The organism is Escherichia sp. E4736 (assembly GCF_005781225.1).
Lineage (GTDB): Bacteria > Pseudomonadota > Gammaproteobacteria > Enterobacterales > Enterobacteriaceae > Escherichia.
The window spans coordinates 49,300-65,149 of record NZ_VATT01000010.1; the positions used below are offsets into that span (position 1 = coordinate 49,300).

Annotated in this window: 14 protein-coding genes; 13 read left to right on the forward strand and 1 reads right to left on the reverse strand. The window is 47.6% G+C overall.

Annotated elements, in window-relative coordinates; translation table 11 throughout:
- The first annotated feature begins 341 nt into the window (after positions 1 to 341).
- The 6 genes from dnaA to yidA all read left to right on the forward strand — a co-directional run bounded on the left by dnaA (position 342) and on the right by yidA (position 7,928).
- A complete protein-coding gene (gene dnaA, locus FEK46_RS06980) occupies positions 342 to 1,742 on the forward strand; it encodes a chromosomal replication initiator protein DnaA (protein ID WP_000059100.1) in 1,401 nt (466 codons plus the stop codon).
- A gap of 4 nt (positions 1,743 to 1,746) precedes the next feature.
- Complete coding sequence (dnaN, locus tag FEK46_RS06985) at positions 1,747 to 2,847, forward strand: DNA polymerase III subunit beta (protein WP_000673464.1); 1,101 nt, start codon at positions 1,747 to 1,749, stop codon at positions 2,845 to 2,847.
- Positions 2,847 to 3,920 carry a DNA replication/repair protein RecF gene (gene recF / locus FEK46_RS06990; protein ID WP_130261115.1) on the forward strand — a complete coding sequence of 358 codons (1,074 nt, stop codon included), beginning with the start codon at positions 2,847 to 2,849 and terminating at the stop codon, positions 3,918 to 3,920. The genes dnaN and recF overlap by 1 nt, the downstream gene beginning before the upstream one ends.
- A 28-nt stretch (positions 3,921 to 3,948) precedes the next feature.
- Positions 3,949 to 6,363, forward strand: coding sequence for a DNA topoisomerase (ATP-hydrolyzing) subunit B (gyrB, locus tag FEK46_RS06995; RefSeq protein ID WP_000072052.1), 2,415 nt, complete (start codon positions 3,949 to 3,951; stop codon positions 6,361 to 6,363).
- Positions 6,364 to 6,602: 239 nt separating this feature from the next.
- Positions 6,603 to 7,001 (forward strand): YidB family protein, encoded by a 399-nt coding sequence (locus FEK46_RS07000; RefSeq protein ID WP_205712815.1) that lies wholly within the window; start codon positions 6,603 to 6,605, stop codon positions 6,999 to 7,001.
- 114 nt (positions 7,002 to 7,115) lie between these two features.
- Entirely contained in the window at positions 7,116 to 7,928 is an 813-nt protein-coding gene (gene yidA, locus FEK46_RS07005; RefSeq protein WP_130215106.1) for a sugar-phosphatase, read from the forward strand.
- A 43-nt stretch (positions 7,929 to 7,971) separates the two neighbouring features.
- On the opposite strand, the gene FEK46_RS07010 is transcribed toward yidA, so the two are convergent.
- On the reverse strand, positions 7,972 to 8,628 hold the full coding sequence (locus FEK46_RS07010) for a hypothetical protein (protein WP_130261134.1): 657 nt from the start codon (positions 8,626 to 8,628) through the stop codon (positions 7,972 to 7,974).
- Between the two features lie 277 nt (positions 8,629 to 8,905).
- Here FEK46_RS07010 and dgoR point away from each other — a divergent pair, with 277 nt between their 5' ends.
- The 7 genes from dgoR (at position 8,906) to FEK46_RS07045 (ending at position 15,848) form a co-directional block, all read left to right on the forward strand.
- Complete coding sequence (gene dgoR / locus FEK46_RS07015) at positions 8,906 to 9,595, forward strand: D-galactonate utilization transcriptional regulator DgoR (RefSeq protein ID WP_130261114.1); 690 nt, start codon at positions 8,906 to 8,908, stop codon at positions 9,593 to 9,595.
- Between the two features lie 75 nt (positions 9,596 to 9,670).
- Entirely contained in the window at positions 9,671 to 10,819 is a 1,149-nt protein-coding gene (gene dgoD, locus FEK46_RS07020) for a galactonate dehydratase (RefSeq protein ID WP_135560329.1), read from the forward strand.
- A 57-nt stretch (positions 10,820 to 10,876) separates the two neighbouring features.
- Positions 10,877 to 11,932, forward strand: a complete 1,056-nt coding sequence (locus FEK46_RS07025; protein ID WP_135560328.1) for an alcohol dehydrogenase catalytic domain-containing protein — start codon at positions 10,877 to 10,879, stop codon at positions 11,930 to 11,932.
- A gap of 10 nt (positions 11,933 to 11,942) precedes the next feature.
- Positions 11,943 to 12,710: a gluconate 5-dehydrogenase gene (idnO, locus tag FEK46_RS07030; RefSeq protein ID WP_135560327.1), complete on the forward strand. Its 768-nt coding sequence runs from the start codon at positions 11,943 to 11,945 to the stop codon at positions 12,708 to 12,710.
- A gap of 64 nt (positions 12,711 to 12,774) precedes the next feature.
- Positions 12,775 to 13,794 carry a TRAP transporter substrate-binding protein gene (locus tag FEK46_RS07035; RefSeq protein WP_135560326.1) on the forward strand — a complete coding sequence of 340 codons (1,020 nt, stop codon included), beginning with the start codon at positions 12,775 to 12,777 and terminating at the stop codon, positions 13,792 to 13,794.
- An 89-nt stretch (positions 13,795 to 13,883) separates the two neighbouring features.
- On the forward strand, positions 13,884 to 14,390 hold the full coding sequence (locus tag FEK46_RS07040) for a TRAP transporter small permease (RefSeq protein ID WP_135560325.1): 507 nt from the start codon (positions 13,884 to 13,886) through the stop codon (positions 14,388 to 14,390).
- A gap of 177 nt (positions 14,391 to 14,567) precedes the next feature.
- Positions 14,568 to 15,848: a TRAP transporter large permease subunit gene (locus FEK46_RS07045; protein ID WP_135560324.1), complete on the forward strand. Its 1,281-nt coding sequence runs from the start codon at positions 14,568 to 14,570 to the stop codon at positions 15,846 to 15,848.
- Positions 15,849 to 15,850: the final 2 nt, after the last annotated feature.

Here is a 15,850-nt window from a genome sequence, read left to right on the forward strand (position 1 = left end):
AGGATCTTTCTTAGATCGATTAAGCCTAATTTTGTCTAAGGTCATTAAATTTTCCAATATGCGGCGTAAATCGTGCCCGCCTTGCGGCAGGATCGTTTACACTTAGCGAGTTCTGGAAAGCCCTGTGGATAAATCGGGAAAATCTGTGAGAAACAGAAGATCTCTTGCGCAGTTTAGGCTATGATCCGCGGTCCCGATCGTTTTGCAGGATCTTGATCGGGCATATAACCGCAGACAGCGGTTCGTGCGTCACCCTCATGCAGGGTCTTTTCGACGTGCGTCAACAATCATGAATGTTTCAGCCTTAGTCATAATCGACTTTTGTTCGAGTGGAGTCCGCCGTGTCACTTTCGCTTTGGCAGCAGTGTCTTGCCCGATTGCAGGATGAGTTACCAGCCACAGAATTCAGTATGTGGATACGCCCATTGCAGGCGGAACTGAGCGATAACACGCTGGCCTTGTACGCGCCAAACCGTTTTGTCCTCGATTGGGTAAGGGACAAGTACCTTAATAATATCAATGGACTGCTAACCAGTTTCTGCGGAGCGGATGCCCCACAGCTGCGTTTTGAAGTGGGCACAAAGCCCGTGACACAAACGCTGAAAGTCCCTGCCAGCAATACAGTTGCACCCGCTCAGGCAGCGCAGGTGCAGCCGCAACGTGCTGCGCCTTCTACGCGCTCAGGCTGGGATAATGTTCCGGCTCCGGCAGAACCGACCTATCGTTCCAACGTCAACGTTAAACATACGTTTGATAACTTCGTCGAAGGTAAATCTAACCAGCTGGCGCGCGCGGCGGCTCGCCAGGTGGCAGACAACCCGGGCGGCGCCTATAACCCGCTGTTCCTTTATGGCGGCACGGGGCTGGGTAAAACCCACCTGCTTCATGCGGTGGGTAATGGCATTATGGCGCGCAAGCCGAATGCCAAAGTGGTTTATATGCACTCCGAACGCTTTGTTCAGGACATGGTAAAAGCCCTGCAAAACAATGCGATCGAAGAGTTTAAACGCTACTACCGTTCCGTTGATGCGCTGCTGATCGACGATATTCAGTTTTTCGCCAATAAAGAACGATCCCAGGAAGAGTTTTTCCATACCTTTAACGCCCTGCTGGAAGGTAATCAGCAGATCATCCTCACGTCGGATCGCTATCCGAAAGAGATCAACGGTGTTGAGGATCGTTTGAAATCTCGCTTCGGCTGGGGGCTGACTGTGGCGATCGAACCGCCAGAGCTGGAAACCCGCGTGGCGATCCTGATGAAAAAGGCCGACGAAAACGACATTCGTTTGCCGGGCGAAGTCGCGTTCTTTATTGCCAAGCGTCTACGATCTAACGTACGTGAGCTGGAAGGGGCGCTGAACCGCGTCATTGCTAACGCCAACTTTACCGGACGGGCGATCACGATTGACTTCGTACGTGAGGCGCTGCGCGACTTACTGGCTTTGCAGGAAAAACTGGTCACCATCGACAATATTCAGAAGACGGTGGCAGAGTACTACAAGATCAAAGTCGCGGATCTCCTTTCCAAACGTCGATCCCGCTCGGTAGCGCGTCCACGTCAGATGGCGATGGCGCTGGCGAAAGAGCTGACTAACCACAGTCTGCCGGAGATTGGCGATGCGTTTGGTGGTCGTGACCACACGACGGTGCTTCATGCCTGCCGTAAGATCGAGCAATTGCGTGAAGAGAGTCACGATATCAAAGAAGATTTCTCTAATTTAATCAGAACATTGTCATCGTAAACCTATGAAATTTACCGTAGAACGTGAGCATTTATTAAAACCGCTACAACAGGTGAGCGGTCCGTTAGGTGGTCGTCCTACGCTACCGATTCTCGGTAATCTGCTGTTACAGGTTGCTGACGGTACGTTGTCGCTGACCGGTACTGATCTCGAGATGGAAATGGTGGCACGCGTTGCGCTGGTTCAGCCGCACGAACCAGGGGCGACGACCGTTCCGGCGCGCAAATTCTTTGATATCTGCCGTGGTCTGCCTGAAGGCGCGGAAATTGCCGTGCAGCTGGAAGGTGAGCGAATGTTGGTGCGCTCCGGGCGTAGCCGTTTTTCGCTTTCCACTCTGCCTGCGGCGGATTTCCCGAACCTCGATGACTGGCAGAGCGAAGTCGAATTTACCCTGCCACAGGCGACGATGAAGCGTCTGATTGAAGCGACCCAGTTTTCTATGGCGCATCAGGACGTTCGCTATTACTTAAACGGTATGCTGTTTGAAACCGAAGGTGAAGAACTGCGCACCGTGGCGACCGACGGCCACCGTCTGGCGGTCTGTTCAATGCCAATTGGTCAGTCTTTGCCGAGCCATTCGGTGATCGTGCCGCGTAAAGGCGTGATTGAACTGATGCGTATGCTCGACGGCGGCGACAATCCGCTGCGCGTGCAGATTGGTAGCAACAATATTCGCGCCCACGTTGGTGACTTTATCTTCACCTCGAAACTGGTGGATGGTCGCTTCCCGGATTACCGCCGCGTTCTGCCGAAGAACCCGGACAAACATCTGGAAGCAGGCTGCGATCTGCTCAAGCAGGCGTTTGCTCGCGCGGCAATTCTCTCTAACGAGAAATTCCGCGGTGTGCGCCTGTATGTCAGCGAAAACCAGCTGAAAATCACCGCCAACAACCCGGAACAGGAAGAAGCGGAAGAGATCCTCGACGTTACCTATAGCGGTGCGGAGATGGAAATCGGCTTCAACGTCAGCTATGTGCTGGATGTTCTGAACGCGCTGAAATGCGAAAACGTCCGCATGATGCTGACCGATTCGGTTTCCAGCGTGCAGATTGAAGATGCCGCATCACAGTCGGCTGCCTATGTTGTCATGCCAATGAGACTGTAATGTCCCTCACCCGCTTGTTGATCCGCGATTTCCGCAATATCGAAACCGCGGATCTCGCTTTATCTCCTGGCTTTAACTTTCTGGTAGGTGCCAACGGCAGTGGCAAAACCAGCGTGCTGGAAGCCATCTATACGCTCGGCCACGGTCGGGCGTTTCGTAGTTTGCAGATTGGTCGCGTTATTCGCCATGAGCAGGAGGCGTTTGTGCTCCACGGGCGTTTGCAGGGCGAAGAGCGCGAGACGGCGATTGGCTTAACCAAAGACAAACAGGGCGACAGCAAAGTCCGTATCGACGGTACAGACGGGCATAAAGTCGCGGAGCTGGCGCACCTGATGCCGATGCAGTTGATCACGCCAGAAGGGTTTACTTTACTCAACGGTGGCCCCAAATACAGAAGAGCATTCCTCGACTGGGGATGCTTTCACAACGAACCTGGATTTTTCACCGCCTGGAGCAATCTCAAGCGGTTGCTCAAGCAGCGTAATGCGGCGCTGCGCCAGGTGACACGTTACGAACAGCTACGCCCGTGGGATAAAGAATTGATCCCGCTGGCGGAGCAAATCAGCACCTGGCGCGCGGAGTATAGCGCCGGTATCGCGGCCGATATGGCTGATACCTGTAAGCAATTTCTCCCTGAGTTTTCTCTGACTTTCTCTTTTCAGCGCGGCTGGGAGAAAGAGACAGAGTACGCTGAGGTGCTGGAACGTAATTTTGACCGCGATCGCCAGCTAACCTACACCGCGCACGGCCCGCATAAAGCGGACTTACGCATTCGCGCCGACGGTGCACCGGTGGAAGATACCTTATCGCGTGGGCAGCTTAAGCTGCTGATGTGCGCCTTACGTCTGGCGCAAGGAGAGTTCCTCACCCGTGAAAGCGGGCGGCGGTGTCTCTACCTGATAGATGATTTTGCCTCTGAGCTTGATGATGAGCGTCGCGGGCTGCTTGCCAGCCGCTTAAAAGCGACGCAATCACAGGTCTTTGTCAGCGCGATCAGTGCTGAACACGTTATAGACATGTCGGACGAAAATTCGAAGATGTTTACCGTGGAAAAGGGTAAAATAACGGATTAACCCAAGTATAAATGAGCGAGAAACGTTGATGTCGAATTCTTATGACTCCTCCAGTATCAAAGTCCTGAAAGGGCTGGATGCGGTGCGTAAGCGCCCGGGTATGTATATCGGCGACACGGATGACGGCACCGGTCTGCACCACATGGTATTCGAGGTGGTAGATAACGCTATCGACGAAGCGCTCGCGGGTCACTGTAAAGAAATTATCGTCACCATTCACGCCGATAACTCTGTCTCTGTACAGGACGACGGGCGCGGTATTCCGACCGGTATTCACCCGGAAGAGGGCGTATCGGCGGCGGAAGTGATCATGACCGTCCTGCACGCAGGCGGTAAATTTGACGATAACTCCTATAAAGTGTCCGGCGGTCTGCACGGCGTTGGTGTTTCGGTAGTAAACGCCCTGTCGCAAAAACTGGAGCTGGTTATCCAGCGCGAGGGTAAAATTCACCGTCAGATCTACGAACACGGTGTACCGCAGGCTCCGCTGGCGGTTACTGGCGACACCGATAAAACCGGTACGATGGTGCGTTTCTGGCCCAGCCTCGAAACCTTCACCAATGTGACCGAGTTCGAATATGAAATTCTGGCGAAACGTCTGCGTGAGTTGTCGTTCCTCAACTCCGGCGTTTCCATTCGTCTGAAAGACAAGCGTGATGGTAAAGAAGACCACTTCCACTATGAAGGCGGTATCAAGGCGTTCGTTGAGTATCTGAACAAGAACAAAACGCCGATCCACCCAAATATCTTCTATTTCTCAACCGAAAAAGACGGTATCGGCGTTGAAGTGGCGCTGCAGTGGAACGATGGCTTCCAGGAAAACATCTACTGCTTTACCAACAACATTCCGCAGCGTGACGGCGGTACTCACCTGGCAGGCTTCCGTGCGGCGATGACCCGTACTCTGAACGCCTACATGGACAAAGAAGGCTACAGCAAAAAAGCCAAAGTCAGCGCCACCGGTGACGATGCGCGTGAAGGCCTGATTGCGGTCGTTTCCGTGAAAGTGCCGGACCCGAAATTCTCCTCCCAGACCAAAGACAAACTGGTTTCTTCTGAGGTGAAATCGGCGGTTGAACAGCAGATGAACGAACTGCTGGCGGAATACCTGCTGGAAAATCCGACCGACGCGAAAATCGTGGTTGGCAAAATTATCGATGCTGCCCGCGCCCGTGAAGCTGCGCGTCGCGCTCGTGAAATGACCCGTCGTAAAGGTGCGCTGGATTTAGCTGGCCTGCCGGGCAAACTGGCGGACTGTCAGGAACGCGATCCGGCGCTTTCTGAACTGTACCTTGTGGAAGGGGACTCTGCGGGCGGCTCTGCAAAACAGGGGCGTAACCGCAAGAACCAGGCGATTCTGCCGTTGAAAGGTAAAATCCTCAACGTCGAGAAAGCCCGCTTCGATAAGATGCTAGCTTCCCAGGAAGTGGCGACGCTGATCACCGCGCTTGGCTGCGGGATTGGTCGTGACGAGTACAACCCAGACAAACTGCGTTATCACAGCATCATCATCATGACCGATGCGGACGTCGACGGCTCGCACATTCGTACGCTGCTGTTGACCTTCTTCTATCGTCAGATGCCAGAAATCATCGAACGTGGTCACGTTTACATTGCCCAACCGCCGCTGTACAAAGTGAAGAAAGGTAAGCAGGAACAGTACATTAAAGACGATGAAGCGATGGATCAGTACCAAATCTCCATCGCACTGGATGGTGCTTCCTTACATACCAACGCCAGCGCACCAGCTTTAGCGGGCGAAGCGTTAGAAAAACTGGTGTCTGAGTACAATGCGGCGCAGAAAATGATCGTGCGTATGGAGCGTCGTTATCCGAAAGCAATGCTGAAAGAGCTTATTTATCAGCCGACGCTGACGGAAGCCGACCTCTCTGATGAGCAGATCGTTACCCGTTGGGTGAACGCGCTGGTCAGCGAACTGAACGACAAAGAGCAGCACGGCAGCCAGTGGAAGTTTGATGTCCACACCAATGCCGAGAAAAACCTGTTCGAGCCGATTGTTCGCGTGCGTACCCACGGCGTGGATACTGACTACCCGCTGGATCACGAGTTCATCACCGGTGGCGAATATCGTCGTATCTGCACTCTGGGCGAGAAACTGCGTGGCTTGCTGGAAGAAGATGCGTTTATAGAACGTGGTGAGCGTCGTCAGCCGGTAGCCAGCTTCGAGCAGGCGCTGGACTGGCTGGTGAAAGAGTCCCGTCGCGGCCTCTCCATCCAGCGTTATAAAGGTCTGGGCGAGATGAACCCGGAACAGCTGTGGGAAACCACTATGGACCCGGAAAGCCGTCGTATGCTGCGCGTTACCGTTAAGGATGCGATTGCCGCCGACCAGCTGTTCACCACGCTGATGGGCGACGCCGTTGAACCGCGTCGTGCATTTATCGAAGAGAACGCACTGAAAGCGGCGAATATCGATATTTAATGGCGTTAACAATGCGAGCGTGCCTGATGCGCTACGCTTATCAGGCCTACAAGACTCATGCAATATATTGAATTTTCATGATTTTGTAGGCCGGAGAAGGCGTTAACGCCGCATCCGGCAAGAAGCTATAAGAAAAGGGCGGAGATCATCTCCGCCCTTTTTATTCCTGTAATCCGCAATTATCATCCCGCAGAACTATACTTTTTGAGTCAACACGTAACGCTTTACAGGTGATTATCATGGGGCTTTTTGATGAAGTTGTAGGTGCCTTTTTGAAAGGCGATGCGGGGAAATATCAGGCGATTTTAAGTTGGGTCGAGGAGCAGGGCGGCGTTCAGGTACTGCTGGAAAAACTGCAAAGTGGCGGCTTAGGTGCCATTCTCACAACCTGGTTGAGTAATCAACAAAGCAATCAACCGGTGAGCGGCGAACAACTGGAATCGGCACTTGGCACAAATGCGGTGTCCGATCTTGGACAAAAACTCGGTGTTGATACCAGTGCTGCTTCCAACATGCTGGCGGAACAATTACCGAAGATTATTGATGCTCTATCGCCGCAGGGCGAAGTTTCGCCGCAAGCCAATAACGATCTGCTTTCCGCAGGCATGGAGTTGCTAAAAGGAAAACTTTTCAGCTAAGCAAAAGGGGGACACGCAACGCGCGTTGCATCCCCCTTTTCCCTCGGGTGTTGTACTGATTTTTGAGCGCAATCGCGTTAGCATGGGTCAGGAATCAATCTACCTGGGGAACTCATGGCTATCAAACTCATTGCTATCGATATGGATGGCACCCTTCTGCTGCCCGATCACACCATTTCACCCGCCGTTAAAAATGCGATTGCTGCAGCTCGCGCCCGTGGCGTGAATGTTGTGCTAACGACGGGCCGCCCTTATGCAGGCGTTCACAACTACCTGAAAGAACTGCACATGGAACAGCCAGGCGACTACTGCATTACTTACAACGGCGCGTTGGTGCAGAAGGCCGCCGATGGCAGCACTGTGGCGCAAACAGCCCTGAGCTATGACGACTACCGTTTCCTGGAAAAACTCTCTCGCGAAGTCGGTTCCCATTTCCACGCCCTGGACCGCACCACGCTGTACACCGCTAACCGTGATATCAGCTATTACACGGTGCATGAATCCTTCGTTGCCACCATTCCGCTAGTATTCTGCGAAGCGGAAAGAATGGACCCCAATATACAGCTCCTGAAAGTGATGATGATTGATGAACCCGCCATCCTCGACCAGGCCATTGCGCGTATTCCGCAGGAAGTGAAAGAGAAATATACCGTGCTGAAAAGTGCGCCGTACTTCCTCGAAATCCTCGATAAACGCGTTAACAAAGGTACGGGTGTGAAATCATTGGCCGACGTGTTAGGTATTAAACCGGAAGAAATCATGGCGATTGGCGATCAGGAAAACGACATCGCAATGATTGAATATGCAGGCGTCGGTGTGGCGATGGATAACGCTATTCCTTCGGTGAAAGAAGTGGCGAACTTTGTCACCAAATCCAACCTTGAAGATGGCGTGGCGTTTGCCATTGAGAAGTATGTGCTGAATTAATCAGTGGGCGGGCAAACAGCACGAACGCGTTTGCCCGCAGCGATTAACAATTTCTGGTCGTGCATAAAATCAGGAACTGGAGTGGTGACGTTACTATATCCAGCGTAAGAGTGACTGGCAGCAGAGCATTAGCGAGGCCGCGCGGAACTCCATCTGTTGTTTTGTACGCATAAAATCCCACCGTAAAGGGTTGGTGGAAAACCATCATATTTGAGTAATCTGCTTTTTTATTTTTCTGGTGGATAGAGCCTTTCAGGCTGTCCAGCATCCATGTACAACGCCGGGTATCACAAATAAAACCATATTGTGTCGCCAGTGCTTTATCTTCCTCACCGTTCCAGTCGTAATAGAGCGTAATAGCACCAGAAAAATTCTTATGACCGCTGCTTAAAATAAATTTCGCATTATCGGAAACGGTGATTCTTGCGCCATGAATTGCCGGATCGTTCAGCATTTTAACCACCTCATCGCCGCCGTTGGTCAACAGGTAGTCCAGCGATTCTCCTACAAAAACATAGCCTTTCGTACCATTACTATCCTCTGCCAGCGATAAACCCTTAATTGAGTCTGACCGCCATTGTTCGGCATGTGGAGGGCTTGCGGTATTGAAAAGCAGTCCTGCTGTTAGACATCCGGTCAACGCGAATGCCAAAGAACACAAACCGGCAGCCTTAAAAAATCCCTTAAAATTCAATTTCATAATTAATCCTTTAAACGAGTGGCTAAGCCGTTGAAAGCATACTCTTATTTCCCCCCTGTTTAGCGCCCGACATCCCTTTTCAGATTTCTGCCTGAGGCAGGACATTTTCTTACCCGTTGTTCTTTTTGTGATCTAAATTGTAGTACAACAACATTAACCTGTACTACATTACACACACGGCAAACGCGAATGTCATCACGCTGGTACTACAAAGTTGCCGCGTTATGCATCGATCGGGGTAAAGTAGAGAAGAACATACAGAGCACAAGGACTCTCCATGACTCTCAATAAAACCGATCGCATCGTCATTACACTGGGTAAACAGATCGTTCACGGCAAATACGTGCCTGGCTCACCGCTTCCGGCCGAGGCGGAACTCTGTGAGGAGTTTGCAACCTCGCGCAACATCATCCGTGAAGTGTTCCGTTCGCTGATGGCGAAGCGGCTGATTGAAATGAAACGTTATCGCGGGGCGTTTGTGACAGCGCGTAACCAGTGGAATTACCTCGACACTGACGTACTGCAATGGGTGCTGGAAAACGACTACGACCCACGGCTTATCAGTGCAATGAGCGAAGTGCGAAATCTGGTGGAACCGGCGATTGCCCGCTGGGCGGCGGAGCGCGCGACCTCCAGCGATCTGGCGCAGATTGAGTCCGCGCTGAACGAGATGATTGCCAACAATCAGGATCGCGAGGCGTTTAACGAAGCGGATATTCGCTATCACGAGGCGGTGTTGCAGTCGGTGCATAACCCGGTATTACAGCAACTTAGCATTGCGATCAGTTCGTTGCAGCGAGCGGTTTTTGAACGAACCTGGCGAGGGGATGAGGCCAACATGCCACAAACTCTCCTGGAACATAAAGTGTTATTCGATGCGATACGGCATCAGGACGGCGATGCGGCAGAGCAGGCAGCACTCAGCATGATTGCCAGTTCGACACGCAGGCTGAAAGAGATTACGTAATAGCGTGTTGCACTGCCTCTAACCAGGGCGCGTCCTTGCCGCGTTATTTATCACGGTGTATTGAGAGGCAGTGCAATGAAAATAACTAATATCACCACATATCGTTTACCTCCCCGCTGGATGTTCCTCAAAGTTGAAACAGACGAAGGGGTAGTAGGTTGGGGGGAACCGGTCATTGAAGGCCGTGCCCGCACGGTTGAAGCGGCGGTACATGAACTGAGTGATTATCTGATAGGTCAGGATCCATCCCGCCTCAACGATTTATGGCAAGTGATGTACCGCGGCGGATTTTATCGCGGTGGCCCCATTTTAATGAGTGCCATCGCCGGAATTGACCAGGCGCTGTGGGATATTAAAGGTAAGGTACTGAACGCCCCGGTTTCACAACTTTTAGGTGGCCCGGTTCGTGACAAAATTAAAGCCTATAGCTGGGTAGGCGGCGATCGTCCGGCAGATGTTATCTCCGGTATCCAGACTCTGCGTGAGATTGGCTTTGATACCTTCAAACTGAACGGCTGTGAAGAACTGGCGCAGGTTGATAATTCCCGTGCGATTGATGCCGCGGTGAACACCGTAGCGCAAATCCGTGAAGCATTTGGCAATGAAATTGAATTTGGTCTTGATTTTCATGGTCGCGTTAGCGCACCGATGGCGAAAGTGTTGATCAAAGAACTGGAGCCGTATCGCCCACTGTTTATTGAAGAACCTGTTCTGGCAGAACAAGCCGAGTATTATCCCAAACTGGCAGCGGCAACGCATATTCCGATTGCTGCAGGGGAACGTATGTTCTCGCGTTTCGATTTCAAACGCGTTCTGGAAGCGGGTGGTATTTCTATTCTGCAACCAGACCTGTCCCACGCCGGTGGTATTTCCGAGTGCTACAAAATTGCCAGTATGGCGGAAGCCTATGACGTAATGATTGCGCCACATTGTCCTCTGGGACCCATTGCACTGGCAGCCTGCCTGCATATCGATTTTGTCTCCTGGAATGCAGTATTTCAGGAGCAGAGTATGGGGATTCACTACAATAAAGGCGCGGAATTACTCGATTTTGTGAAAAACAAAGAGGATTTTAATATGGTTGGCGGTTATTTTAAGTTGCTAACCAAACCAGGGCTTGGTGTGGACATTGACGAAGAAAAAGTCATTAACTTTAGTAAAAATGCCCCAGACTGGCGTAATCCATTGTGGCGTCATAACGATGGTAGTGTTGCCGAATGGTAATATTCTAAACCATATTAATAATATAATTAATATGAATATATCACTAAGGAATGGTTTATGTCTTATCAGGAAAAAACATTTACTGGACTGGCATGTTATATCAAAGGTGAACAGGATCTGGTTGTTGAACAAAAAATAACATCAATTGAAAAAGGTCATGTTGCTATTAAAATTAACCGTGGCGGAATTTGCGGTTCAGATATTCATTATTTTTATCATGGTGGTGTTGGTGATATAAAATTACAGCACCCGATGTTATTAGGCCATGAGATTATTGGTACGGTAATTGATTCTGGTGAATCACAAACCTTGATGGTTGGACAAAAGGTAGCAATTAATCCGTCTCTATCTTGTGGTAACTGTAATTATTGCCTGGAAGGTAAAGGTAATCACTGTACAGATATGCTTTTCTTTGGAAGCGCAATGCGCACTCCCCATATTCATGGGGGCTTTGCTGACTATTTATCAGTGGCTCCTATGCGCTGTGTACCCTATGATTGTAACTGCTCTGACAAGGTTATGGTTTTTGCTGAACCTCTTGCGGTTGCTTTACATGCGATTAATCAAGCCGGAAGTCTTGTGGGGAAAAATATATTAGTAAGTGGGGCCGGCCCCATCGGATGTCTCATTATTGCAGCAGCTAAAGCGTGCGGCGCACTTTCTGTTACTGCATTTGATGTAAGTGAAAAGAGTTGCGGTCTGGCCAGTACTATGGGGGCAGATGAAGTAATTAACCCTGTTGATGAGGAATTGTTGTCGCCATATCTGAATAATAAAGGTTTCTTTGATATTTCCTTTGAGGCATCAGGTGTGGAGTCTGCACTACAGGGCGTTATTCATGTCACTAAACCAACAGGTATTATTGTACAGGTAGGTAATAGTCGGGGATTGCCAGGTGTTCCGGTAATGCAAATTGTTGCAAAGGAGTTAACGCTTAAGGGTACTTTTCGTTTTTGTAGTGAGTTTAATAACGCTGTACGTTGGCTTGAAACTGGGCGTATTGATCCCTCCCCGTTAATATCAGCTGAATTACCGGCATTACAGATTCATGAGGCAATCAGATTAGCTGCTGATAAAACACGCTCTGCAAAAGTCCAGATTATTTTTAATTAAGGATACGAAAATGGAAAAGGATATTTTTGACCTGACAGGAAAAAGAGCATTGATTACTGGTTCAGCGCAAGGAATCGGTTATCTACTGGCGAAGGGGCTTGGTAAGCGTGGCGCAGAAATTATTATTAATGATTGCAGTGCTGAAAAAGCTGAAAAAACGGCATTAGAGTTATGCTCTATGGGGATTTCTGCTCATTCCTTTCCCTTTGATGTGACGAATTTTTCGCAAATAGAAACTGAGATAGCGCGTATAGAGGATGAAATCGGTCCTGTTGATATTCTTATTAATAATGCTGGGATTCAGCGTCGCCACCCATTTATAGAGTTCCCTGAGTCAGATTGGGATAGCATAATTAATGTAAATCAAAAAGCTGTTTTTATGCTTTCTAAATACGTTGCCAGATATATGATACAACGTAAATCAGGGAAGATAATAAATATCTGTTCGATGCAAAGTGAATTAGGACGAGCAACCATTATCCCATATGCAGCATCGAAAGGTGCGGTAAAAATGCTTACCAGAGGGATGTGTGCTGAGCTGGCTAAATATAATATTCAGGTTAATGGTATTGCGCCGGGATATTTTGATACTGAAATGAATAAGGCGCTGGTGAATAATCATGAATTTACTCAGTGGTTATGTCAAAGAACACCTGCAGGGCGTTGGGGTAAACCAGATGAACTCATTGGCGCAGCAGTATTTCTGGCAACGGATGCGTCAAATTTTGTTAATGGTCATATGATTTTTGTTGATGGTGGAATGTTGGCTGTTGTTTGACGATGTACTGAGATTACTCAGATGTAATTAGAGGAAGTTAACGATATCTAAAGGAGAGTATCTAATGAATTTTATGCAAAGTATTAAAGCTATTGCTTGTTCTTGCCTGTTAGTTTCCAGTTTTTCCAGTACATCGTGGGCTGCAGAATTTGTAGCTAAAATGGGGCATTCAATGCCAAATGAGCATCCGCAATCCAGAACGGTGGAAAGGTTTGCAGAGTTGGTTAAAAAAGGAACGGATGGTCGAGTTAATATTCAGGTTTACTCCGGTGGTGTGCTTGGCGGCGATGAAAAAATGCTGCGTGCGACTCAGGCCGGAACACAGGAAATTTATTATGGTTCTTTAGCCCCAATCTCTGGTCGAGTTAAAGAACTTCAAATTTTTGATTTCCCTTTTGTTTTTAATAACATGGATGAAGTTGACTATGTTTTCCAGGGCGCTATGGGGCAAAGGCTGTTCAAACTTCTTGAACCGTTGGGATTAGTTGGCCTTGCATGGGTAGAAACCGGTTTCCGGCAATTATCAAATAATAAACGACCTATTAATAAAGTCGAAGATATGAAGGGGCTGAAAATTCGCGTTATGCAAAACCAGGTCGCCCTTGAGACGTTTAAAGCAATGGGGATTAATGCGTTGCCTATGGATTTCGCCGAAGTCTTCACTGCTCTTGAAACGGGGGTGATTGATGGTCAGGAAAACCCGCTAATCCATATGTACGCAAATAAAATGCAAGAAGTACAGAAATACGTCACCATTACTAATCACGTTTATACTTCAAGTATTATCATAGTTTCAAAGAAATTCTGGGATAAATTATCTCCTGTAGATCAACAGGTTATTGAAAAATCTGCGAAAGAAGTACAACAATTTCATCGTAATATTATGAGTGAAGCTGATAAAGATGTTGTCAAGAAATTAACTGACGCGGGCGTTCAGGTTGTAACACTACCACCGGAGGAAGTAGATAAGTTGCGTATAGCAGTAAAACCGGTAGTGGCAAAATATACTCCAATGGTTGGAGAAACCTTTGTTAAAGAGTTTTATGCTGAAGTTGAAAAAGCTCGAGCACAAAAAAATCATTAACGATCCGATATCCAGGTAATTTTCTGACGAAATTACCTGGGTGTATATATTTCATTGCTGAATAAGTTAATGATATTCATGGAGGATTTATGTTATCAGTGCTAAAAAAACTCAATGATTTTTTTTATGCCTTTATGGATTTTATTCTTGTTGCTTGTATGGTTGTGATGTTTCTTCTTATTTTTATAAATGTCATGATGCGTTTCATTTTTAATGATTCTATTGATATTGCTGAGGAGTTGCCCCGTTTTCTTTTTGTCTGGATGACATTTATTGGTGCCGTAATTGCATTGAGAGAAAAAACACATATCAATGTAAACATCATTACTGCAAGGTTATCTCTCTTGGGAAAAATGACGTGTTGGGTCATTTGTCAGATAATAATAATAATCTGTGCTGGATATATGTTCTACAGTACGTTACTGCAGCATGAGATATTGTTTTTTAATTTATCTCCAGTAATGATGATTAGTATGATTTTTGTCTATGGCGTTAGCTATATTTCAGGTCTTGCCATGCTGTTTAATGCTGCTGGTAATCTGATGCAATTTTTTTCTGGAAAATTAACAGAAAAAGATATAGATGTAAGTCTATAACGTGTTTTTAATAATTATGAGCAACTTGCGCCAACGACACTTAATGTTATATGTATGTTGGCAAATTTCATTCACCCTAATAATTTGCTTCGGTAAATTAATCTGCGCACTTGTATCTGTCGCTTTATCGGAATGTAAATTCACTGGGATGAAAATTATATCATGTGAGAGAATAATATGACTATTTTGATATTTGTCGGTTCTCTGCTGAGTTTGATAGCACTCGGATTACCTATTGCATTTGCGTTAATGGCCTGTGGTATTATTCTAATGTACTGGCTCGGCTTTACCGACCCACAAATTGTTATGCAAAATATGTGGGATGGTGCCAATAGTTTCCCGTTACTGGCTGTACCATTTTTTATGTTAGCTGGCGAGTTTATGAATCATGGAGGAATAACTCGGAGAATTATTGAAATAGCCAGTGCTTGTGTTGGTCATATTCGTGGTGGATTAGGATATGTTGTTATTTTTACCGGCTTAATCATGGGCGCATTATCAGGGTCAGCAGTTGCAGATACGGCAGCATTGACAGCAATGCTATTACCCCTGATGAAATCATCTGGTTATAACACAAATCGCTCAGGTGGATTAATTGGTTGTAGTGGTATTATTGCGACTATTGTTCCACCATCAATACCTATGATTTTGTATGGTGTAAGTGGGCAGGTTTCTCTTACAAAACTTTTTATGGCAGGAATTGTCCCCGGTATCTTAATGGCGGTTGCATTAGTGTTAACCTGGAAATTTTTTGGGGTTAAAAATGAAAATGTAGAGCCTGCCGCCAGAGTTCCGATGAAAAAAAGGTGGCGTATTATTGCTAAAGGATTTTGGGCATTATTATTACCTGTTATTATCATCGGTGGATTACGCTTGGGAGTTTTTTCTCCAACTGAGGCAGCAATAATAGCGGCAGCGTACTCCTTATTTGTTGGAATGGTCATTTATCGTGAGATCACAATCAAAGATCTCTACGCCTTATTTTTAAATGCAGCAAAAACAACATCGATTGTTATGTTCCTTGTTTGTGCAGCATCTCTCTCAGCCTGGCTTATTACGGCGGCCAATATTCCTCTTCAATTGATAGAGATTCTTGAGCCGGTAATGGACAATCGAATACTACTCACATTCACCCTAATGTTGCTGATTCTGGCGATTGGTTCTGCTATGGATTTAACACCAACTGTTCTGGTGCTAACACCCATTTTAATGCCAGTATTGAAAATGGCACATATTGATCCCGTATATTTCGGGGTGTTATTTATCATGAACGTGTCAATTGGATTATTAACACCGCCAGTTGGTTCAATTCTCAATGTTGTTAGTGGTGTTGGTAAAATACCGATTGAGAAATTAATAAAAGGTGTTTTACCTTTTTTACTGGCAGAAGCTGCAGTGATGTTTTTACTGGTATTGTTCCCTGATATCGTCTTAATGCCACTAAAATGGATGATGTGATT